This is a genomic window from Angustibacter sp. McL0619 (assembly GCF_049994355.1).
In the GTDB taxonomy this organism is placed as follows: domain Bacteria; phylum Actinomycetota; class Actinomycetes; order Actinomycetales; family Angustibacteraceae; genus Angustibacter.
In genome coordinates this window covers 2,786,193-2,807,234 of the sequence record NZ_CP188257.1, presented here as the reverse complement: position 1 = coordinate 2,807,234, position 21,042 = coordinate 2,786,193, and the positions used below count along the sequence as shown (strand labels likewise).

22 protein-coding genes are annotated in these 21,042 nt (G+C 73.0%); 15 read left to right on the top strand and 7 right to left on the bottom strand.

What is annotated here, in order from left to right; all coding sequences use genetic code 11:
* Positions 1 to 167: 167 nt before the first annotated feature.
* Positions 168 to 593 carry a hypothetical protein gene (locus ACPPVT_RS12970; RefSeq protein WP_426560864.1) on the top strand — a complete coding sequence of 142 codons (426 nt, stop codon included), beginning with the start codon at positions 168 to 170 and terminating at the stop codon, positions 591 to 593.
* Between the two features lie 3 nt (positions 594 to 596).
* Positions 597 to 1,691, top strand: coding sequence for an anthranilate phosphoribosyltransferase (gene trpD / locus ACPPVT_RS12965; protein ID WP_426560862.1), 1,095 nt, complete (start codon positions 597 to 599; stop codon positions 1,689 to 1,691).
* Between the two features lie 5 nt (positions 1,692 to 1,696).
* On the opposite strand, the gene ACPPVT_RS12960 is transcribed toward trpD, so the two are convergent.
* Both ACPPVT_RS12960 and ACPPVT_RS12955 read right to left on the bottom strand, forming a co-directional pair.
* A complete protein-coding gene (locus ACPPVT_RS12960) occupies positions 1,697 to 1,981 on the bottom strand; it encodes an Lrp/AsnC family transcriptional regulator (protein WP_426560860.1) in 285 nt (94 codons plus the stop codon).
* Positions 1,982 to 2,031: 50 nt separating this feature from the next.
* The gene (locus tag ACPPVT_RS12955) at positions 2,032 to 3,789 is read right to left on the bottom strand and encodes a DEDD exonuclease domain-containing protein (RefSeq protein ID WP_426560858.1); all 1,758 of its coding nucleotides are present in this window, start codon (positions 3,787 to 3,789) and stop codon (positions 2,032 to 2,034) included.
* A 63-nt stretch (positions 3,790 to 3,852) separates the two neighbouring features.
* Here ACPPVT_RS12955 and ACPPVT_RS12950 point away from each other — a divergent pair, with 63 nt between their 5' ends.
* The 5 genes from ACPPVT_RS12950 (at position 3,853) to ACPPVT_RS12930 (ending at position 9,387) form a co-directional block, all read left to right on the top strand.
* Positions 3,853 to 5,193, top strand: coding sequence for an NYN domain-containing protein (locus tag ACPPVT_RS12950; protein WP_426560856.1), 1,341 nt, complete (start codon positions 3,853 to 3,855; stop codon positions 5,191 to 5,193).
* A 94-nt stretch (positions 5,194 to 5,287) separates the two neighbouring features.
* Positions 5,288 to 5,470, top strand: coding sequence for a hypothetical protein (locus ACPPVT_RS12945; RefSeq protein ID WP_426560854.1), 183 nt, complete (start codon positions 5,288 to 5,290; stop codon positions 5,468 to 5,470).
* 63 nt (positions 5,471 to 5,533) lie between these two features.
* Positions 5,534 to 6,907 carry a hypothetical protein gene (locus ACPPVT_RS12940; RefSeq protein WP_426560852.1) on the top strand — a complete coding sequence of 458 codons (1,374 nt, stop codon included), beginning with the start codon at positions 5,534 to 5,536 and terminating at the stop codon, positions 6,905 to 6,907.
* Positions 6,904 to 8,220: a M48 family metallopeptidase gene (locus ACPPVT_RS12935; protein WP_426560850.1), complete on the top strand. Its 1,317-nt coding sequence runs from the start codon at positions 6,904 to 6,906 to the stop codon at positions 8,218 to 8,220. Before ACPPVT_RS12940 ends, ACPPVT_RS12935 begins: the two co-directional genes overlap by 4 nt.
* 75 nt (positions 8,221 to 8,295) lie before the next feature.
* A complete protein-coding gene (locus ACPPVT_RS12930) occupies positions 8,296 to 9,387 on the top strand; it encodes a glycosyltransferase family 4 protein (protein WP_426567151.1) in 1,092 nt (363 codons plus the stop codon).
* On the opposite strand, the gene ACPPVT_RS12925 is transcribed toward ACPPVT_RS12930, so the two are convergent.
* Both ACPPVT_RS12925 and ACPPVT_RS12920 read right to left on the bottom strand, forming a co-directional pair.
* A complete protein-coding gene (locus ACPPVT_RS12925) occupies positions 9,363 to 10,619 on the bottom strand; it encodes a glycosyltransferase 87 family protein (protein ID WP_426560848.1) in 1,257 nt (418 codons plus the stop codon). The genes ACPPVT_RS12930 and ACPPVT_RS12925 overlap by 25 nt on opposite strands.
* 71 nt (positions 10,620 to 10,690) lie before the next feature.
* Positions 10,691 to 12,478 carry an AMP-dependent synthetase/ligase gene (locus ACPPVT_RS12920; protein WP_426560846.1) on the bottom strand — a complete coding sequence of 596 codons (1,788 nt, stop codon included), beginning with the start codon at positions 12,476 to 12,478 and terminating at the stop codon, positions 10,691 to 10,693.
* Between the two features lie 136 nt (positions 12,479 to 12,614).
* On the opposite strand from ACPPVT_RS12920, the gene ACPPVT_RS12915 reads away from it, so the two are divergent.
* The 8 genes from ACPPVT_RS12915 to ACPPVT_RS12880 all read left to right on the top strand — a co-directional run bounded on the left by ACPPVT_RS12915 (position 12,615) and on the right by ACPPVT_RS12880 (position 18,354).
* A complete protein-coding gene (locus ACPPVT_RS12915; RefSeq protein WP_426560844.1) occupies positions 12,615 to 13,043 on the top strand; it encodes a polyketide cyclase / dehydrase and lipid transport in 429 nt (142 codons plus the stop codon).
* On the top strand, positions 13,033 to 13,437 hold the full coding sequence (locus ACPPVT_RS12910; RefSeq protein ID WP_426560842.1) for a hypothetical protein: 405 nt from the start codon (positions 13,033 to 13,035) through the stop codon (positions 13,435 to 13,437). The genes ACPPVT_RS12915 and ACPPVT_RS12910 overlap by 11 nt, the downstream gene beginning before the upstream one ends.
* A 96-nt stretch (positions 13,438 to 13,533) precedes the next feature.
* On the top strand, positions 13,534 to 13,983 hold the full coding sequence (locus tag ACPPVT_RS12905; RefSeq protein ID WP_426560840.1) for an SRPBCC family protein: 450 nt from the start codon (positions 13,534 to 13,536) through the stop codon (positions 13,981 to 13,983).
* A 5-nt stretch (positions 13,984 to 13,988) separates the two neighbouring features.
* The gene (locus tag ACPPVT_RS12900) at positions 13,989 to 15,206 is read left to right on the top strand and encodes an ArsA family ATPase (protein WP_426560838.1); all 1,218 of its coding nucleotides are present in this window, start codon (positions 13,989 to 13,991) and stop codon (positions 15,204 to 15,206) included.
* On the top strand, positions 15,203 to 15,607 hold the full coding sequence (locus ACPPVT_RS12895; protein ID WP_426560836.1) for a hypothetical protein: 405 nt from the start codon (positions 15,203 to 15,205) through the stop codon (positions 15,605 to 15,607). Before ACPPVT_RS12900 ends, ACPPVT_RS12895 begins: the two co-directional genes overlap by 4 nt.
* Before the next feature lies 1 nt (position 15,608).
* Complete coding sequence (locus ACPPVT_RS12890) at positions 15,609 to 16,556, top strand: ROK family glucokinase (RefSeq protein WP_426560834.1); 948 nt, start codon at positions 15,609 to 15,611, stop codon at positions 16,554 to 16,556.
* Positions 16,553 to 17,611 (top strand): ROK family glucokinase, encoded by a 1,059-nt coding sequence (locus tag ACPPVT_RS12885; RefSeq protein ID WP_426560832.1) that lies wholly within the window; start codon positions 16,553 to 16,555, stop codon positions 17,609 to 17,611. The genes ACPPVT_RS12890 and ACPPVT_RS12885 overlap by 4 nt, the downstream gene beginning before the upstream one ends.
* 17 nt (positions 17,612 to 17,628) lie before the next feature.
* Positions 17,629 to 18,354 (top strand): endonuclease/exonuclease/phosphatase family protein, encoded by a 726-nt coding sequence (locus ACPPVT_RS12880; protein ID WP_426560830.1) that lies wholly within the window; start codon positions 17,629 to 17,631, stop codon positions 18,352 to 18,354.
* 69 nt (positions 18,355 to 18,423) lie between these two features.
* On the opposite strand, the gene ACPPVT_RS12875 is transcribed toward ACPPVT_RS12880, so the two are convergent.
* From ACPPVT_RS12875 to ACPPVT_RS12865, 3 genes are all read right to left on the bottom strand, one after another.
* On the bottom strand, positions 18,424 to 19,068 hold the full coding sequence (locus ACPPVT_RS12875) for a hypothetical protein (RefSeq protein ID WP_426560828.1): 645 nt from the start codon (positions 19,066 to 19,068) through the stop codon (positions 18,424 to 18,426).
* A gap of 78 nt (positions 19,069 to 19,146) precedes the next feature.
* Positions 19,147 to 20,400, bottom strand: a complete 1,254-nt coding sequence (locus tag ACPPVT_RS12870) for a TIGR00300 family protein (protein WP_426560826.1) — start codon at positions 20,398 to 20,400, stop codon at positions 19,147 to 19,149.
* Positions 20,401 to 20,484: 84 nt separating this feature from the next.
* Positions 20,485 to 21,042: a hypothetical protein gene (locus ACPPVT_RS12865; RefSeq protein WP_426560824.1), complete on the bottom strand. Its 558-nt coding sequence runs from the start codon at positions 21,040 to 21,042 to the stop codon at positions 20,485 to 20,487.

Genomic DNA, 21,042 nt, shown 5'->3' with positions numbered 1-21,042 from the left:
CCCATCAGCAGGGGAACGGGGAGCCGACCCCCCGGCGTTGGTCAGGCTGGTCCGAAATCGACAGAGCGGGAGGGTGCGGCAGGTCGCCGCGCGAGGCGGAGCGCTACGATCGCGAGCACGGCCGGCCAGGCCGCCGCCCCATCCCACAGCCTCTGAGGACGACACGCATGAGCGCGACGCAGGCGACCAGCGCGGAGCAGGACACCCGCACGCTGACCGTGCTGGTCTACAGCGACAACGTCGACACCCGCACCCAGGTGCGGATGGCCGTGGGACGTCGTCCCGCGGTCGACGTCCCACGCGTGGAGTGGCTCGAGTGCGCGACCCCGGCGGCCGTGATCGAGGCGATGGACGCAGGCCGCGCCGACCTCGCGGTGCTGGACGGCGAGGCGAGCCCGCTCGGCGGGATGGGCCTGTGCCGGCAGCTGAAGAGCGAGCTGTTCAACTGCCCGCCCATCCTGGTGCTCACCGGGCGACCGCAGGACTCCTGGCTGGCCGCCTGGTCGCTGGCCGACAACGCCGTGTCGCACCCCCTCGACCCGGCCGGGGTCGCCGAGGCGGTCGCCGACCTGGCACGCCGGCTGCAGGCCTGAGCCATGCCGGAGCAGCGTGGGCGCGTCGACGCGCCCGCTGACGAGCCGACCTGGCCCGAGCTGCTGCACCGACTCATCGGGCGGAGCGACCTGAGCGCCGCACAGACCTCCTGGGCGATGGACCGGATCATGTCCGGCGAGGCGTCCGCGGTGCAGGTCGCCGGGTTCCTGGTGGCCCTGCGCGCCAAGGGCGAGAGCGTCGAGGAGATGACCGGCCTGGTCGCCGCCATGCTCGACCACGCTCTTCGGATCGAGGTACCCGGGCCGTGCGTGGACGTCGTCGGGACGGGCGGGGACCGCGCGCACACCGTCAACATCTCCACCATGGCCGCCCTGGTTGTCGCTGGCGCGGGCGCGCGGGTCGTCAAGCACGGCAACCGCGCGGCGTCCAGCGCCTGCGGCTCGGCCGACGTGCTGGAGGCGCTGGGCGTCCGACTCGATCTCAAGCCGGCCCAGGTGGCCGAGGTGGCCGTGCGGGCCGGCATCACGTTCTGCTTCGCCCAGGTCTTCCACCCCTCCTTCCGGCACGCGGCCCCCGCCAGGGCCGGGCTCGCCGTGCCGACCGCATTCAACTTCCTGGGTCCGCTGACCAACCCCGCGCAGCCGCGGGCCGCGGCGGTCGGAGTTGCCGACCGGCGGATGGCCCCGATCGTGGCGGGGGTGCTGGCCGCCAGGGGGACCAGCGCGCTGGTCTTCCGCGGTGAGGACGGCCTGGACGAGCTCACCACCTCCGGTCCGTCGACGATCTGGGAGGTCCGGGACGGATCGGTCGTCGAGCAGCTGCTCGACCCGGGCGACCTCGGCGTGCCCCGGTCACCGATCGAGCTGTTGCGCGGTGGGGACGCGGCGTTCAACGCGGACGTGGTGCGCCGGCTGCTGGGCGGCGAGCCCGGCCCGGTCCGGGACGCCGTGCTGCTCAACGCCGCGAGCGCGCTGGTCGCCGCCGACGCCGCGGACGACGCGCCGACTCCCGGTGGCGGCACGGGCGGCCTGGTCGAGCGGCTGGGTCACGCGCTGGCCAGGGCGGCGCAGTCGGTCGACTCCGGGTCCGCGGCACAGGCCCTGGACCGCTGGGTGGCGGCGACCGCCAGCGCCTGAGTGCGTCAGCCCTCGTCGAAGCCGAGCGCGAACGCCGCCTCGAGGTCGTGCTTGGAGTAGGCGCGGAACGAGATGTGCGTCTGGGTGTTCAGCACGCCCTCCACCTTGTTCAGTCGGTCCGCGATGACGTCGGCCAGCGCCTCGTGCTCACGGACCCGCACCATGGCGATGAGGTCGACGTCACCGGTGACCGAGTAGACCTCGGTGACCCCGTCCAGGTCCGCGATGGCGCCGGCGACCTCGGGGATGCGGTCGACCTCGGCCTGGATGAGCACGATCGCTGTGATCACGGGTGGGCTCCTGGTCGTCGTCGGGTGGACGTGCCGAGCGTACTGGCAGGTCAGCCGGCGACTCCGGTCAGCCGGTCCTCGAAGCCGACCACGCCGGCGCTGAGCGCTGCGGAGAGCGGGTCGAGTCTGGCCCGCTCGAACCCGGCGCCGTGCAGCGGGCACGACCACGCGCCCTGTACGTCCACCAGGCGGGTGCCGTCGGCCTCCAGCCAGCGCAGCAGCTTCTCGGCCTCCTCCGGCGAGCTGGCGGGGGCAGGCAGCACCGGCGGCTCGACGACCTCACCGGTGGCGCGCAACGCATCGACGTACGGCCAGGGGTCGCTGCCGCGAGGGCTGACCGTCGTGCCCGCCAGTCGTCCGTGCCGGACCAGGACGATCTCCCACCCGCCTTGCGGTGGGCGGCGAGCGGCCACGATCTCGGGGCAGGAGGCGAGGCTGCCGATGCGTTGCACCCGCGCCGCCGCGCGGACCACGGAGACCAAGCGGTCCCGGACCAGTGCCGCCTGCTCGAAGCGTTCGCCGTCGCTGAGCGCGCGGATCCGAGCTCGCAGGTCGGACACCAGGGCCCGGCAGTCCCCGGTCATGGCGGCGCGCACGTCACGGACGATCTGCTCATAGTCCAAGGAGGCCTGGTGCTGGGTACCCGCGTCGGCCGCCCGGGTGCAGGGCGCGGCGCAACGGCCCATCTCGGCCAGGGCGCAGGCGCCGCCGCCGCCTCGGCGCCCCATCCGCCGCGTGCACTGGCGCAGCGCGAAGACCTCGTGCAGCGCGTCCACCGCCTGCTCGGCCGCTCGGCGTCCGCCGAACGGGCCGAGGTACGTGGCGCCGTCGGCGCGCACCTCGCCCACGATGGACAGCCGTGGGTAGGGCTCGACCGTGAGCTTGACCCAAGGCTGCCGCTCCGGAAACCGCGATCGGCGGTTGTAGCGCGGTTTGTGCTCGGCGATCAGCCGCAGCTCGCGGACCTCCGCCTCGAGCGGGGTCGCGCAGACGATGGGGTCGACCCGGTCGGCGATGGCCACCATCTCGGCCATCCGGGTGCGGGTCTCGGAGGCCGTGAAATAACTCCGCACCCGGGTGCGGATGTCCCGCGACGTGCCGACGTACAGCACGCTGCCGTTGGCGTCGCGGAACAGGTAGACGCCGGGTGAGCTGGGCAGCGGCTCGGCGAGGTGACGCTTGCGACGTTGGGCCGGCGAGACCCGCGAGCTGAAGGTCGCGAGCTCCTCCAGCGATCGGACGCCGAGCGAACCCACTCGCTCGAGCAGGCCGTGCAGCACGTGCACGGTGGCTCGGGCATCGGTCAGCGCGCGGTGGTCCGGCGTGGTCGGGGACCCGAAAAGCCGGGCCAGCGTGCTGAGCTTGCGGTTCGGCACCTCGTCGCGGGTGACGATCTGACGGGCCAGGTGAACCGTGTCGACCACCGCGAAACCCGGCCACTGGTGACCGCTCTGACGGGCCGCCGCCTTCAGGAACGACACGTCGAACGGCGCGTTGTGCGCCACCAGCACGCTGCCGCGGGCGAACTCCAGGAACGCCGGCAGCACTGACTCGATGCGCGGCGCGTCGCGCACCATCGCGTCGGTGATCCCGGTCAGCAAGGCGATGAACGGCGGGATCGGCGTGCCGGGGTCGACCAGCGTCTGGAACTCGCCGAGAACCTGCCCGCCGCGCACCCGCACGGCGCCGACCTCGGTGATGCCGGACGCTCCCGGTGCGCCACCGGTGGTCTCGAGGTCGACCACGACGAACTCGACGTCGGACAACGGCGTGCCCAGCTCGTCGAGTGTGCCCTGGATCAACCTCATGCTTCGGAGAGTAGATCCGTGCGCCGACAGCGGCGGTGAGGCTCGCTGACCTACGCTGCCAACGTGTCGAGCGACGGGGCGGTGCAGCCGCCGGCGCCGCCGGCGGACGAGGCGTTGCCCGACGCCGTCCGCCGACGGGTGCTGGAGCTGGCCGCGGAGGTGTTGGGCGGGCTGCCGCCGGCCAGTGTGCCCACGTCTCTGGCCGGCGTCCGCAAGTTCGCCCCGGCCCGCCGGGCGAGCGCCGGGGCTGCGCCGTTGGCCGCTGCGCTCGAGCGGGACGACGGCTTCCGCTCCGAGGTCGCGCTCGCCGTCCGCCGGACCGACCCGGAGCTGAGCGATGCGCTGGACGCCCGGCGTGTGCCGCTGGTGGCTGACCCGGTCCAGGTGGCCGCGGCCTCGTACCTGATCCGGCAGGAAGGTTGGCAGCAGACGTTGCAGGCGGCCAACGTTCAGCTGCGGCAGCGGGCGGCCGAGACCTTGGCGCAGCAGGACTCCCGCGAGCTCGTCCGGCTGCGCGAGGAGCTGGCCCGTGCGCTCGCCCAGGTGGACGCCGCCCGGGCCGACGCCGAGCGGCAGGTGCGCGCGCTGACCCAGGAGCTGGACGACGTCCGGCGCGAGCTGCGCCGCCACCGTTCGGACGCCGACCGGGCACGTGCGCAGGCCAAGTCGGCACAGGACGCCGCCCAGGACCGTACGACCGCGGCCGAGAGTGAGGTCGAGCGGGCACGACTGCGGGCCGAGCGGGCCGAGGCCGACCAGGCGAGCACCCGCGAGGCGTTGGAGGCGCTGCGCCGCGCCGACAAGGAGGGGCGCTCGTTGGCCGGCTCGCGGGCCCGGCTGCTGCTCGACACCGTCGTCGACGCCGCGATCGGGCTTCGCCGCGAGCTGGGCCTGCCGCCGGTCGACGTGCTGCCCGCCGACCTGGTCACCCCGGCCGAGGCCGCGTCGCCCGCCGCCGGCCCGCCGGCCGCGCGGGCCCGGGAGGACGACGACCCCGCGCGGCTGACCGAGCTCCTGCTGATGCCGCAGGCGCACCTGGTCGTCGACGGCTACAACGTCACCAAGGCCGCCTACGGCGAGCTGCCACTCGCCGACCAGCGGGCCAGGCTGGTCTCGGGGCTGTCGTCGCTGGCCGCCCGCACCCGGGCCGAGGTGACCTGCTGCTTCGACGGGGCCGTCGTCGAGGGTCGGGTCGTCGCACCGAGTGCGCGCGGGGTCCGGGTGCGTTTCAGTGCACCCGGGCAGAGCGCGGACGAGCTGATCCGTCGGCTGGTCCGGGCCGAGCCGCCCGGGCGGGTCGTCGTCGTGGTGTCCAGCGACCGCGAGGTGGCCGACGGCGTGCGCGCAGTGGGGGCCAGGCCCGTCCCCAGCGCAGCGCTGGCCAGGCTGCTCGCTCGCGGCTGACGAACGGCTCGGGACCCGCTTGTCAGACCTGGCCTCTAGCGTCCTGCTCAGTGGTCGGCAGGTCGTCGGCCAGGCGCGTGAGGAGGTGACCGGTATGCACATCGACTGCGACAGCTGTGAGGTCCGGGGGCTGGCCTGCGGTGACTGCGTGGTCACCGTCCTTCTGGGGGCACCCCCCGAGGGGGTCGAGCTGGATGCCGCCGAGCAGGCGGCGATCGGCGTCCTGTCCCAGTCGGGGCTGGTGCCACCGCTACGGCTGCGCCGAGCCACGGGCTAGCCAAGGGGGTCGGCGAGGGCCGCAGCGTCCCCGCCGCACTGCCGCGCTGCCTACCATGAGCGGGTGAGCGAGCCGCGAGCGTGGCCCACGCGGCGCGCCGCGCCTGTCGTGTCGGTCGTCGCTGCCCTGGTCGGAGCCGCCCTCGTGGTCGGCCTCGCCCTGGGGCTCGGGGCCAGCTGGTTCAGGGCCAGCGCCCCCCAGTCCGGTCCGCCGACGGCGACGTCCACCGCGACCGCCACGTCGGACGACGACGCGCGCCAGCTCGCGGCCTTGACGGCGCTGTTGGACGCGCGCGCCCGCGCCGCCACCGACCACGACCGTCGAGCCTGGCTGGCCACCGTGGATCCGGACAGCACGGCCTTCGCGGCCCGACAGGCTGCGGCGTTCGACAACTTCGCCGCGGTGCCGTTCGCGTCCTGGAGCTATGAGTTCCTCAACCGGGCGCCGCAGCTGTCCCAAGAACGCGTCGCCACCCTCGGCGGTCACCCCTGGGTGGCCCGGGTGCTGGCCGGTTACGAGCTCAAGGGCTTCGACTCCACGCGGTCCACCGTGGAGCAGTACCTCACCGTGGTACGGCGGGACGGCAGGACCTACCTGGCCGACGACACCGACGGCGGCAGCGCACCCCAACCGTGGGACCTCGGCCGTGTGCACGTCGTGCACGGCGACCACGTGCTGGCGATGGGCACCGCCTCCAAGGCCACCCTGAGTCGGTATGCCGCAGCCGGCGACCGCGCGGTGGACCGGGTCGGTCAGGTCTGGGGCTCGGCCTGGTCGAAGGGCGCTGTCCTGGTGGTGCCGCGGACCCAGGCCGAGTTCGGCAAGCTCCTGCTGCGCGGCGCGAACGGACTCGACCAGGTCGCAGCGGTCACCACCGGCGACCTGGGCGCGACGACGACCGCGGACGCGCAGCAGGCTGGTGTCGGACGCGCCGGCAACGACCGCGTGGTGCTCAACCCCGGAGCCTTCGCCCGGCTGGGGGGCACAGGTCAGCGGGTCGTGCTGACCCATGAGCTGACGCACGTAGCGGTGCGCCAGAGCACCACGGCGGCGGTGCCGATCTGGCTGTCCGAGGGCTTCGCGGACTTCGTCGGCTACCGCGGCGCCGGGGTCAGCCAACGGGTGGGCGCGGGCGACCTGCTGGTCCTGGTGCGCACCGGGCACGGGCCGAAGGCGCTGCCGGGTGCCGACGACTTCGACCCGACCAAGACCACCATCGCGCCGTCCTACTCCGGGGCCTGGCTGGCCTGCTCGCTGATCGCGGACACCTACGGCACGGACCGCCTGGTGGCCCTCTACCGGCTCTCCGCGAAGGCCGCGGGCGGCGCGGATCCGCAGGCCAGGCTGTCGGCCGCCTTCCCGGACGTGCTCGGGGTCAGTGAGGCGACCTTCACCAAGCAGTGGCGGCACTACCTGTCCGAGCTGGCCGCCGAGTGAGCCGCACCGACGTGGCATCGACGCCCCGCGAGCGAAGCGCGCTCGCGGCCTGGGTCACGTTCGCGGTACTGGGCGTAGCACTCGTGGTGACGGCGGCGCTGCTGGTGCCGTGGCACCCGTGGCCGGCGGCCGGAGTGCACCCGAGCGCCGGCCTCGACTTCACGCCGGCCGAGCTCCAACGGGACACGACCTTCCACGCCGCCCTACGGGTGTGGACCTACCCGCGGGCCTTGGTGTCGCTGGTCGTCACCGTGGCGCTCGGTCTGACCCCGGCCGGGGCACGGCTGGTGCAGCGAGCCGGACGCCTGGTCGGTGGCTCGTGGCCGCTGACCGCGGCCGCCGGCACGATCGCGCTCGCGGTGGTGTCCCTGCTGGTGTCCCTGCCGTTCTCGATCGCCGCCGAGCTGGTGCTGCGGCGCTACGACCTGTCCACCCAGGACTGGCTGGGCTGGACCACAGACACGTTGCGCGAGAACGGTGTCAGCGCCCTCGTCACTGCGGTCGCGATGGTTGTGCTGGTGGGCCTGGCGCGACGCTGGCCGCAGGGTTGGTGGGCACCGGCGGCCGCGCTCGCGGCCGCCCTGGTGGTGGCCGGGTCGCTGCTCTACCCGGTGCTGATCGAGCCGCTGTCGAACAGCTTCACCTCGCTGCCGCCGGGCCAACTGCGCACGGAGCTGCTTGACCTGGCTGCCAGGGACGGGCAACCCGTTCGGGACGTCTTGGTGGCCGACGCCTCACGTCGCACCACGGCCGAGAACGCCTACGTCTCCGGGCTGGGCTCGACCCGCCGGCTGGTCGTCTACGACACGCTGCTGCAGCGGGCTACCCCGGCCGAGGTCGAGGCGGTCGTGGCGCACGAGCTCGGCCACGTCGCCAACCACGACGTCTGGCTCGGCACCGCGATCGGTGCCCTCTCGGCGGCGTGGGCCGTGGTCGGGGTGGGGCTGCTCACCCGCGGCACCTGGTGGCGGCGCCGGGCCGGAGTCAACGGTGTCGGTGACCCGAGGTCCGTGGCGTTCCTGCTTGCGGTCCTGGCGGTGGGCGGCTGGCTCGCGGCGCCGGCCGCGAACCTGGTGTCCCGGCGGATCGAGGCGCGCGCCGACGTCCACTCGCTCGAGCTCACCCACGATCCGACGACGTTCGCCAACATGCAACGTGGCCTCGCGGTGGCCAACATCAGCGACATCGCGCCCAGGTGGTACCGCGAGCTGCTGTTCGAGACCCACCCGTCGCCGGCCTGGCGGGTGGCCCTGGGCCGTGCGTGGGCCGACGAGAACGGGCTGCCGGAGCCGCCGCCGGTGCACGCACCGTAGGGTCTGGGCGTGGCCACCGGACGCACGCTGATCGTCACCAACGACTTCCCGCCGCGCACCGGTGGCATCGAGTCGATGGTGTTCGCGATGGCGCAGCGGATGCCGCCCGACCAGGTCGTCGTGCACACCGCGCGCCAGGACGGCGACGCGGCGCACGACCGGACCCTGCCCTTCGAGGTGGTGCGCGACCCGTCGCGGCTGATGGTGCCGACGCCGCGGATCGCCCGGCGCAGCGCGCAGATTGCCCGATCTCGAGGCTGCGACCGGGTCTGGTTCGGCGCTGCGGCGCCGCTGGGCCTGATGGCGCCGACGCTGCGCGCCGCAGGAGTGCAGCGCACGGTGGCGACCACCCACGGCCACGAGATCTGGTGGTCCTCGGTCCCGGGTGCGCGCAGGCTGCTCCGGCAGATCGGTGAGCGCAACGACGTGCTCACCTACCTCGGGGAGTTCTGCCGTTCCCGCATCGCTCGGCCGCTGACCAGCCAGGCGCGCGACCGGATGCGGCAGCTCACTCCAGGCGTGGACGACGCGGTCTTCCGTCCCGGCGCGGGTGGCGCCGAGGTTCGCGCCGAGCTCGGTCTGGGAGACCGTCCGATCGTGGTCTGCGTCTCGCGGATGGTGCCGCGCAAGGGACAGGACGTGTTGGTCAGTGCCCTGCCGGCGATCCGCTCCCGGGTGCCGGACGCGGCGCTGCTGCTCGTCGGTGGAGGCCCGAACCTGTCCCGGATCACCGGCCTGGTCAAGAAGCACGGCCTCGAGCGGGACGTCGTGCTGGCCGGCCGGGTGCCGTGGGATCGGACGCCGGCCTACTACGACGCCGGGGACGTGTTCGCGATGCCGACCAGGACCCGGCTGTTCGGCCTGGAGCCCGAGGCGCTCGGCATCTGCTACCTGGAGGCCGCGGCCACCGGGCTGCCCGTCGTCGTCGGCGACTCCGGCGGTGCTCCGGACGCGGTGCTCGACGGCGAGAACGGCTTCGTGGTGCCCGGGCGGTCGGTCGAGGCCGTCGCCGACCGGATCGCCATCCTGCTGGAGCAGCCCGACCTGGCCAAGCGTTTCGGCGCGCGCGGCCGCGAATGGGTCGCGGCCCAATGGCGTTGGGACGACCTGGCGCAGCGGCTGCAGCAGCTGCTGGCCGGCGATCAGGTCTCGCGTGAGCTGGCCTGAGCAGGTGGCGACTCAGCGGCCGGCGACTCAGCGGCCGGCGACGCGGCGATCGCCAGCGCGACCAGGGAACCCACCAACCAGAACTGGTTGTAGAACGCCTGCTTGTTGACCAGGTTGGCGACGAGCAGCACCAAGGCGACCCAGCCGAGCAGCTCGCCGAGGTCCGGTTGCCGGCGGCGGACGACGACGCAGGCCAGCGCCAGCACGCCCAGCACGACCAGGCCGGTCAGCCAGAAGGGCGGAGTGCGGCCGAGCTCGGTCTGCGCGGCGATGAACCAGGTGTTCGCGAACTTGATCGGGTGGAACGAGACGAGCAGCGACACGGTGTCGTGCCAGAAGTCCTGCGGCGAGGCGAGGAACCACGGCAGCACCAGCCCGCCGGCCGCCGCCGCGGTGGCCAGGCTGCGCCGCCAGCCGAACAGCGACCAGCAGGCCAGGACCGGCAGCAGCAGCACCAGATGCTGCTTGCTCGCGCACCCCAGGGCCAGCGGCAGCACCGCCCACCAGGCATGGCCACGGTGCACCAGCAGCGCCCAGGCCGCGATCAGTGCGAACAGCAGCGGCTCCGTCCACGCCTGCTCGGCCTGGGTCACCGACCCAGGCGCCAGCGCGAGCATCGTCGCCGCGGCCAAGGCCAGGGACGACGTCCGACCCGTCCGGTCGCGACGGCGACCGAGCGCGACCAGGCAGCCCAAGCCGACCAGCATCGCGGCCAGCAGCGCCCACCTGACGTCGCCGAACAGCCAACGGCCCGGGGCGAGCAGGACGGCCGTCCACGGCAGGTAGGTGAAGGCGTCCTGGATTCCGGGGGAGCCGTGCCAGGTCATCGTGTACATGTTCCGGCCGTTCGCCAGCCCGTCGGCGGCCTGTTGCAACGTCACCCACACATCGATCCGTGGTGCGGGAACGAGTGCGATCGCGGTGGCTGTCCAGGCCACCACGCCGACCGTTGCCACCCCGGCGCTGAGCGTCCGGCCGCGCGGTCCGGGCACCAGCAGCATGGCCGCCGCGAGCAGGCACGTCGCCGCGACGACGTGCGCGAGCAGCCGGCGGTCGCCCGCGTCGGCGTGGCTGAAGAACGGCACGGCCTCGGCGACGAGTCCGCTCACCAGGACGGTGCCGGCCAGTACGGGAAGCGGCATCGAGGTCAGCCGCCAGCGCCGCAGCAGCGCCGTGACCAACAGCACCGCAGCGCTGGTCAGCACCAGCACGATGGCGAACCGGTAGCGCACGACGCTCCACTGCAGCGCCGTGAAGTACCCGAGCCAGACGACCGCCAGGCACGCGGCGGCGGGGACGGCGTTCAGCGGTACAGCTCCTCCACCTGGTCGGCGAAGTCCTTCATCACCACGCTGCGCTTGAGCTTCAGCGACGGGGTGATGTAGCCGGCCTCCTCGGTGAAGTCCACCGGCAGGATCCGGAACTTGCGGATCGACTCGGCCTTGCTGACCGCGTTGTTGGCGGTGTCGACCGCCCGTTGGATCTCGTCCTGGACCTCCTGCAACCCAGCGGCCGCCTCGACGTCCACCGGGCTCAACCCGTTGTTGGACAGCCAGGTCGGCAGCATCTCTGGGTCCAGGGTGATCAGCGCGGCGATGAACGGCTTCTGGTCCCCGACGACGATGCACTGCGAGACCAGCGGGTGCGCCCGGATGCGGTCCTCCAGCACTGCAGGAGCGACGTTCTTGCCGCCTGCGGTGACCAGGATCTCCTTCTTGCGGCCGGTGATCGCCAGGGTGCCGTCCCCGCTCAGCGCGCCCAGGTCACCGGTCCGGAACCAACCGTCCTGCATCGCCTCGGCGGTCGCCTGCGGGTTGTTCCAGTAGCCGCGCATGATGTGCGGCCCCTTGATCAGCACCTCGCCGTCGTCGGCGATCCGGATCGAGATTCCCGGCAACGGCTGGCCGACCGAGCCGATCCTGAGGTGGTCCGGAGTGTTCACCGTGCTCGGTGCAGTGGTCTCGGTCAGGCCGTAGCCCTCCAGGACGGTGATGCCGGCTCCGTGGAAGAAGTGGCCCAGGCGCTCGCCGAGCGGCGCACCGCCGGACACCGCGTACTGCACTTTGCCGCCCATGGCGCTGCGCAGCTTGGTGTAGACGAGCTTGTCGAAGACCGCGTGCTTGGCGCGCAGCGCCAGCCCGCCGCCGCCGGTGTCCTGCGCCTTGCTCCACGCGATGGACGTCGTGGCAGCCGCGGCGAAGATCTTGCCCTTGCCGTCCGCCTCGGCACCTGCCTCGGCGGAGTTGTAGATCTTCTCGAACACCCGGGGGACCGACAGCACGAACGTCGGTTGGAACTCCGCGAGGTCCGGCAGCAGGGTCTTGATGTCTGCGCTGTGCCCCAACCGGGCGCCGGCCGTGATGGTCAGCACCTGGATGAAGCGCGCGAACACGTGCGCGAGCGGCAGGAAGAGCAGCGTCGAGGCGCCTTCGGAGCTGACCACCTCGGACAGCCGGGCGACCGTGTTGTCGCACAGCGCCATGAAGTTCAGGTGGGTCAGCTCGCAGCCCTTGGGTCGACCTGTCGTCCCCGAGGTGTAGATCAAGGTCGCGAGGTCGGACGGTGTGCTGGCGTCCCGCCGGCTCACCACGTCGGCCGCGTCGACGTCCGCTCCGGCAACCATGAGGTCGTCCAGGCCGCCGGCGTCGATCTGCCAGACGTCCGCCAGCGCGGGCAGGTCACCGCGGACGGAGCCGACGGTGCGAGCATGACCGGCGGTCTCGACCACGGCCGCGACGGCGCCGGAGTCGGACAGGATCCAGGCGACCTGCTCGGCGGACGACGTCTCGTAGACCGGGACGGTCACCGCACCCACCGACCAGATGGCGTAGTCCACCAGCGTCCACTCGTACCGGGTGCGGCTCATCAGCGCCACCCGGTCACCGGCCGCGATCCCGGCGGCCAGCAGACCACGGGCCAGCTCGTCGACCTGTGCGGAGAACTCGGCGGCGGTGACGTCCTGCCACCGCGCGTCGACGCGGCGGCTGAACAGCACGAGCTGGGGGTCCTGCGCCGCATGTCGACCGACGATCGAGCTGGCGTTGCCCGTCGTCGCCTCGGCGACGAGAGCGGGCACGGAGAACTCGACCACGGGACGCCTCCTTGCATCAGAGTGAGTCGGAACCCTACCGGCCAGTAGGGTCGGGGTGCGCGCAGGCTTTCGGCTGATTGTTCCAGCAGGGGTCCGCGGCCACCACCACCAGCCCCCCATGCAGCATGCTTGTCCCGTGCCCGCGATCGATCTCGTCGACGACACCTTCGTCTGCACCGCGCCGCAGGCGGTCGCCGCGCAGGTGGCCGACCCGGCCAGCTGGACCCGCTGGTGGCCGGATCTGCAGCTGGCCACCACCCGGGACCGTGGGGTCAAGGGCCGTCAATGGCGGGTGCGCGGAGCGCTGGACGGCACCAGCGAGATCTGGCTCGAGCCGTGGCGGGACGGCGTCCTGGTGCACTACTACCTGCGTGCCGACCTGCCCGCGCCGCTGGCCGGTCGGGCGACGTCGGCCGCCGATCGCGAGCGGCGCCACCGCGCCCAGCAGTGGAAACGTGCCGTGCATCGGCTCAAGGACGCCCTCGAGGCCGGACGTCGTCCGGGCGACCCAGCGGACCTCAAGGCACCGCCCACCCGTACCGACGAACGAGCAGATGAGCGCTGAGACCATGACCGATACCGCCAGACCCGAGACCTGTCCCTCGTGCGGGGCCACGGTGCGCAACGACGTGCCGTGGTGCCTGCAGTGCTACGCGGACCTGCGTGCCCAGCCGGAGCCCGAACCGCTGGCGCAGTCGCAGCCCGTGCCCTCCGACGCCGCCTCGGCGGCCTCGCAGGCGAGCGCCGGGACCGGTGCGGCCGCGCTGGACCCGGCGGAGGCGGAAAGGCTCGCGGACGAGCTGGTGGCCAAGCTGGCCCGTCAGGACCGCGAGGTGCCCAGCTGGCAGGGCATGTTGCCCACGTCCTCGTCCGGGAAGGCGCTCGTCGCGATCGGCGCCGTGCTGGTCGCCGGCGTGGTCGTCCTGCTCGCTCTCACTCTCCTGGGCATGCTGGTCTGACGCAGCAGCCGCCGTGGCGGGTAGCCTTCGCTTCGTCCCGACGGGCAGCTTCGGTGCACGCCGGATGCCCGCGTCCAGCCAACGGAAGGCACCTGCATGGCTGACCGCACGGAGTCCAACGTCGTCGTCCAGGCCAGCCCGGCGCAGGTGCTCGCCGTGATCGCCGATTTCGCGGCCTACCCCGAGTGGACCGGTGCCGTGAAGCAGGCGGACGTCGTCGCGACCGGTGCCGGCGGACACCCCGACCAGGTGCGGTTCGTCCTGGACGCAGGCGTGATCAAGGACACCTACACGCTCGCCTACACCTGGGACGTGACCAAGTCCGGGACCGGCGCGGTCAGCTGGGAGCTCGTCGAGGCCGAGTCCGTGCTCAAGGCACTGGACGGCAGCTATGTCCTCGAGGGCCCGAAGCAGGGCCCGACCACGGTGACCTACGAGCTGCTGGTCGATGTGCGGATCCCGATGCTCGGGATGCTCAAGCGCAAGGCGGAGAAGAGCATCATCTCCACGGCGCTGCAAGAGCTGAAGAAGCGGGCCGAGGGCTGACGCCGTTGCGGGTCGTCCTCTTCACAGGCAAGGGCGGGGTCGGCAAGACGACCGTGGCCGCCGCCACAGCCGTGCACGCGGCGCGCCACGGCGTCAAGACGCTGGTGCTGTCCACCGACGCCGCGCACTCGTTAGGTGACGCGCTCGGCCGCAGCCTCGAGCCCGACGAGCTGCAGGAGATCGAGCCGGGGCTGTTCGCCCAGCAGGTGGACGCCGGCCGCCGCCTGCAGCAGACCTGGGGCGCGGTTCAGGGTTATCTGCTGGATGTGCTGGCCGCGCTGGATGTGCAGCCGATGGACGCGGCCGAGCTGACCGTACTGCCCGGCGCTGACGACGTGCTCACCCTGCTGGCGGTGCGCGAGCAGGTCGAGAGCGGCCCGTGGGACCTCGTCGTCGTGGACTGCGCACCGACCGCCGAGACGCTGCGCTGGCTGGCCGTGCCCGACGCGCTGACCCGGCTCGTCGACCGGGTGCTGCCCTCGCAGCGCGCGATCGCCCGGGCACTGGTGCCAGTCGTCGGGCGGGCCGCCTCGTTACCCATCCCGGGCCGCGAGGTCGGGCCGGCACTGCTCCAGCTGCGCAGCCAGCTGTCCGGCGCCCTGGAGATGCTGCGGTCCAGCTCGGCGTCCGTCCGTCTGGTCCTCACGCCTGAGGCCGTGGTCCTCGCCGAGGCCCGACGCACCCTGACCGCGCTGTCGCTGCAGGGTTTCGTCGTGGACGGCGTGGTCGCCAACCGGGTGATCCCGGCGCAGTCCGCGTCGGACTGGCAGCTCGGCTGGGTGCAGGCGCAGAGCGCCGTGCTGGAGCGGGCGGACGAGGCCTTCGCCCCGGTCACGGTTCGCCGGGCGCCATACCTGGAAGCCGAACCGGTCGGACCGCACGCCCTGGCCAGGCTCGGCGAGCGCCTGCTGGCTGACCAGGGCGCGGACGGCGTGGGGGACGGCCTCGTCGAGCTGCTCAGCGGGCCCACCCGCCCGAACCCGGTGCGGGTCGAACGTCACGGGCGCGACTTCGAGCTGGTGCTCGACCTGCCGAACGTGCAGGCCCGCGACGTCGACCTGGCCCGTCGCGAGGACGACCTGCTGGTCGCCGTGGACGGGAACCGCCGGGTGATCTCGCTGCCGTCCGCGCTGCGCCGCTGCACAGTGGCCGGGGCCAGGCTGCGCGACGGCGCCCTGCACGTCCGGTTCGAGCCGGACCCCGCGCTCTGGCCGAGCCCGTGACTGCCCCCGGCGCGGGGGACCGCGAACAGGTCGGCAGTGCAGCCGACGAGGCGGCGCGGCTGGTCGACGCGCTGCAGGGCTGGTGGCGCGAGCGCGAGCCCGAGCGTGACCCCGACCCGAACCGTGAGGCCACAACCGCGGCCCACGAGCCGTCGTCCAGCTGTCGGTACTGCCCCTTGTGCCGCCTGATGTCCACCGCGCAGTCGCGCCGCCCCGAGCTGATGCACCATCTGCTGGTGACGGCGGAGTCGGTGGTGGGCCTGCTGCGTGAGCTCTCCAGGCCGGATGAGGCCGAGACGGCGACACCCGACCCCGCTGCGCAGCAGGGTGCGGGTGTGCGTACTGTCTCCATCCCGGTCGAGCCGGACGACGAACCGGCCGACGAGCCAGGAGGGCACTGAGATGGGTCTGACGATCGGCGTCGACATCGGCGGCACGAAGATCGCCGCTGGGGTGGTTGACGAGGACGGCACGATGATCGCCAAGACCCGGCGCAATACGTCGGCGTCGGACGTCGGCGCGATCCAGGCCGAGGTGGCCGACGCGGTCGCGGAGCTGCGCTCGGAGCACGAGGTGATCGCCGTCGGTGTGGCCGCGGCCGGCTTCGTCGACGCGGCTTCGGGCGTGGTGCTGTTCGCACCGAACCTGGCCTGGCGCGACGAGCCGCTCAAGGCAGATCTCACCAAGCGGATCGGGCTGCCGGTGGTGATCGAGAACGACGCGAACGCGGCCGCCTGGGGGGAGTTCAGGTTCGGCGCGGCCCGCGAGGTGGAGGACGCAGTCTTGGTCACGGTCGGTACCGGGCTCGGCGGAGGCATCGTGATGGATGGTCGGGTGCTGCGCGGTCACGTCGGGGTGGGCGGCGAGCTAGGCCACGTCCGGATGGTGCCGGACGGCATCCGGTGCGGCTGTGGCAACCGCGGCTGCTGGGAGCAGTACGCCAGCGGCAATGCGCTGCAGCGCGAGGGACGCGAGCTCGTCGCGACGGGCAGCCCGTTCGGCGCGCGCCTTTCCGAGCTGTGCGGCGGCGACCCGGAGAAGCTGCGCGGCGGCATGATCACCCAGGCCGCCGGTGAGGGTGATGCCGCGGCCCTGGACCTGCTGGCCGACCTCGGCCACTGGCTGGGGGAGGGCATGGCGCAGATCGCTGCGGTCCTGGACCCGGCACTGTTCGTCGTCGGCGGCGGGGTGGTGGAGGCCGGCGACCTGGTGATCGGGCCGGCCCGGGCCGCGCTCGCCCGCCAGCTGACTGGGCGGGCGCACCGGCCGGAGATCGGCATCGTGCCGGCCGCACTGGGCACCGGAGCGGGCGTGATCGGTGCCGCCGACCTGGCCAGGGCGGCGGGATGACCGAGCGCCGGTCGCAGGGGACCCGACAGATCTGGTCCCGGCCTGCGATCGGCATCGACATCGGTGGCACCAAGGTGGCCGGCGGCCTGGTCGACGTCGACGGCCAGGTGCTGCGCCGTGCGCGACGCGAGACCCCGCACCGCAGCCAGAGCCCGCAGGTGGTCGAGGACATCATCGCCGAGGTGATCGCCGAGCTCCGAGACGACTGGGACCACCGCGAGGCGATGGCCATCGGGATCGGCGCAGCCGGGTTCGTCGACGACACCGGCTCCTCGGTGCTGTTCGCGCCGCACCTGTCCTGGCGGCACGAACCGCTGCGCAGCGCCATGCGCCGACGCACCGGGCTGCCCGTCGTGGTCGAGAACGACGCCAACGCCGCGCTCTGGGCGGAGGCGCGGTTCGGCGCCGGCCAGGGCGAGTCGACGATCGTGTGCATCAACCTGGGCACCGGTATCGGCGGAGCCGTACTGGTCGACGGTCAGATGTACCGCGGCCGGTTCGGGGTGGCGGGCGAGTTCGGCCACATGCAGGTGGTCCCGGGCGGGCACCGCTGCGAGTGCGGCAACCGAGGCTGCTGGGAGCAGTACGCCAGCGGCAACGCGCTGGTCCGCGAGGCGCGCGAACTGGCCGCTGCACGCTCGCCGGTCGCGCACGGGCTGCTGGACCTGGTCGACGGGGACGCCACGCTGATCAGCGGGCCGCTGGTCACCCAGGCGGCCAAGGACGGTGACCCGGCCGCTCAGGAGCTGTTCGAGGACATCGGACGCTGGCTGGGCATTGGCGTGGCGAACCTGGCAGCCGCGTTCGACCCGGGGCTGTTCGTGATCGGCGGCGGCGTGAGCGAGGCGGGCGAGCTGCTGCTCGGTCCGGCGCGCGAGGCGTTCCGCCGGCACCTGACCGGCCGCGGCTTCCGTCCGGAGGCGCCGCTGGTCCGCGCCCAGATGGGCAACGAAGCCGGGCTGATCGGGGCCGCGGACCTGGCTCGGCAACGGGCTCGACTGTTCGGGCGTCGGCGCAGCCGCAGCCGCAGCCGCAACCGGCGCCGCCGGGCCTGACGCCTCGTGCGGTGATCATGCACGTTCGCCCACCCGAGCCCGGCGGCCTGCGCGCCGTCACCTACAACGTGCACGACCTGCGGGACGACCGCGATGCGACGGCGCACGTGCTTCGCACGCTGCGGGCGGACGTGGTGTGCCTGCAGGAGGTGCCTCGCCGCTTGGCTGCGGCCGGCCGGCTGGCTCGCCTCGCCCGTGAGGTCGGGCTGCAGGTCGCCGCGGCCGGACGGGGCAGCGGCGGCACCGCTGTGCTCGCCCACCCCAGGCTGGATGTGGTCTCGGCGCGCGTCGAGCGGCTGCCGGTGGCGGGCGCCACGACTCGTACCAGGGGCGTGGCGATCGCCGCCCTGCGACTGCCGGACGGCACCCGGGTGAGCGTCGCGAGCGTTCACCTGCCCTTGCTGGCCGGAGAGCGCATGGTGCACGCGCGGCTGGTGCTGCACACGCTGGCGGACGTCGGTCGATCGCCGTACATCCTCGGCGGCGATCTCAACGAGCCGCCGGACGGGCCGTCCTGGGCCGTGCTCGGCGAGCAGCTGGACGACGTCGCACCGGGCGGTGCCGGCACGTTTCCCTCGAGCGGGGCGAGGCGCCGGATCGACGCGCTGCTGGTGTCCGGCGGTGTCCGGGTCGAGGATGCCCGGGTCGCGGGAGAGCTGGACGGACTGAGCGAGGCGGTGCTGGCTCGGGCGAGCGACCACCTGCCGGTGCTGGCAGACCTCGTCGTTCAGTGCGGGCGGTGAAGGCGGGCACGCGGGTGGTGATCACCACGCTCGCGGCCGCATCGATGGCCGCACGCCGGGCAGGTGTGCTCAGTAGGCGTCGCGCTGCAGGTAGAGCAGCTCGCCGTCGGCGACCGACAGGTCCTCGGGCCACTCGTCCGGATCGGGGCCGAGCAGGTCCGGGTGCTCGATCACCGCGACGAACCCGGCCTGGGCGCGCAGCCCGTCGGCGTCGCCGAGCGAGTGCCACCCGCCCGCGTGCGCGAGCTGGTACAGCGCCCGGCCGAGGTGCTGGACGTCGGCCTGCGCCGCCAGCTCGTCGGCGTCCGGCCCCGCGCTCAGGTACGCCTGCCGTCCGGCCTCGAGCACGGCATCCTCGTCGAGCACGGCGTAGTCCCGGCGTTCGAGCACCGTGAAACCGGTGGCCGGACCTGCCGGGCCAGCGTCGGGGACCTCATCGACCGAGTCCAGCTCGGCGAGCTCGTCGTCGTCCTCGTGCAGCAGCCCGAACGGCCCGAAGTTGCCGGTGAAGTCGAACTGGGCGTCCGAGTACGCCACGGCCAGCGGGAGCAGCCGGTCGTTGGCCTCGAACACCTGCACGATGTCGGCGTCGGAAGCCGTCGCGACGGCCTCGGCGTGCTCGGTCAGCGCCGCGACGAGCTCTGCGGCCGCCGTGCGCAGCCGCTCGGCGCCGTCCGACGTCCAGGGCGTGAAGGCCTGCAGATCACCGTCCATGCCCAGCACCCTAGGGGCCCTGCGGCGCGGCCTGGGGCCAGCCGGCGTCGTGATGGTTCGGAGGTGGGTGCGGTGGGGTCAGCTCTCCAGGCGCGCGCGCCAGCCCGGGTTGAGCTCACCGGCGAGCTGCTCCAGGAACAACCCGATGTCGGTCACTACGCCGCGGGCCTGTGACGAGCCCCGGTCGGCGAGCTTGGTCACCGTCGCCGGGTTGATGTCCACGCACACCAACGGGATCGACGCCGGCAGCAGGTTTCCGGTGGCCACCGAGTGCAGCATCGTCGCGACCATGATCGCGAAGCCGACACCGTCCAGCGCCCCGCGCATCTTGCGCTGGCCGACGATCACGTCGGTGTGCACGTCAGGCAGCGGGCCGTCGTCGCGCACCGACCCGACCAGCACGAACTGCTTGCCACCGACGACGAGCGCGTGCATGACACCGGAGGTCAGCACGCCCTGCTCGACGGCCGCCGCGATCGAGCCGCAGCCCCGGATCTGGTTGATCGCCCGGATGTGGTGCTCGTGCCCGTGCTCGACGCCGCGGCCCTTGGACAGGTCGACCCCCAGCGAGGTGCCGTAGATCGAGGACTCGATGTCGTGCGTCGCGATCGCGTTCCCACCGAACAGGATGTCCACGAACCCGGCCTCGACCAGGGCGACCATGGCCGGTGCGGCGCCGGTGTGCACGACAGCGGGCCCGCCGACCCAGAGCACCTTCTTGCCCGCCGCCTTGACTGCGCGCATCTCCTCGGCGATCTGGCGCACCAGCAGAGCCTGGGGCTTCTCCGAGGACACCTCGGAGTTCATGAACTCGAAGATCTCGCCGTCCTCGCTGAACTCGGGAACCGGCGCCACGACCCGCACGCCGGAGGCGCCGCAGACGATCTGGTCGCCCACCACGACGTCGCTGACCGGCACCGTGCGCACCTGCTGCGCCCCGGGCTCACCGGTGACCAGCAGGCCGCAGTCCATCTCTGGGCCGGAGACGTCGACCCAGCGACCGTCCAGGCGGACCTGGGTGTCCAGGTTCGTGGTGGAGTAGAAGTCGGCCGGGAAGACGCCGTCCGCGGTGACCTCGCGCAGCACGGTCTCGCCGGGATCGGTCAGGTTCACCCCGTGCGCGTTCAGCCGCATCAGGATCGAGGCCAGCAGCGACTCGTCCTCGGTCTGCACCCGGATCCGCGCGTACGACTCGTCCTCGTGGTCCTTGCCGACGTCGAAGCGCTCGATCACGTAGTCGCCGCCCAGCGACCGGACGTCGTCGACGCAGCGGGACAGCACCCCGGTGTCGAGCAGGTGTCCGCGGATCTGGACGGTCTCCGAGTACGGCACGAGAAGCCTTCCTCTCAGCTGGTGTCGAACGACGACAGGCTTGATCTCGCAGCCCCGCAGGAGGGGGCCGCGCGGTGAGCACGGCTAGACGACGGCTCCGTCGTCCCCGTCCTCGTCACGTGACTGCGGAAGCCGCAGCACCAGGGCCACGAAGCCGCCGACGAACGCAGCAGCGGCGATGGCCAGCCACAGCCGTCCCACGTCGCGCCAGAAGAGACCCGCGAACAGCAGGAACGCCGGACCGAGCACGACCCCGGCCCAGGCGAGCTGACCGATCGTGTCGACCCGCGCCGAGAACGGCGGGTCCGGCGGCTCGAAGTGTCCCTCGTGCTCGGCCGCCAGCTCCCAGTCACGGGGGCCGCTCAGCGGTGACGGCTCGACCGGCTGCGGGTCGTCGTCCGGGGTGGGCAGCCCGTGGTCGCGCACGTAGCGGATCTGCTCCATGGACGACGCCGGCGGCGGGCTGGGGGTGTCGGTGGCCTCATCCTCGGCCTCGGTCGAGGTGGCGTCCTCCGACGCAGGCCACGGCGGGACGCCGGCCTCGGGTGCGTCGTCCCACCCGGCCACGATCTGGGCGAACGCGGCGTCCAGGTCAGCGTCGCGTCCGGCGTCGCCGCTGGGGAGGTCACGATCGGCAGGCAC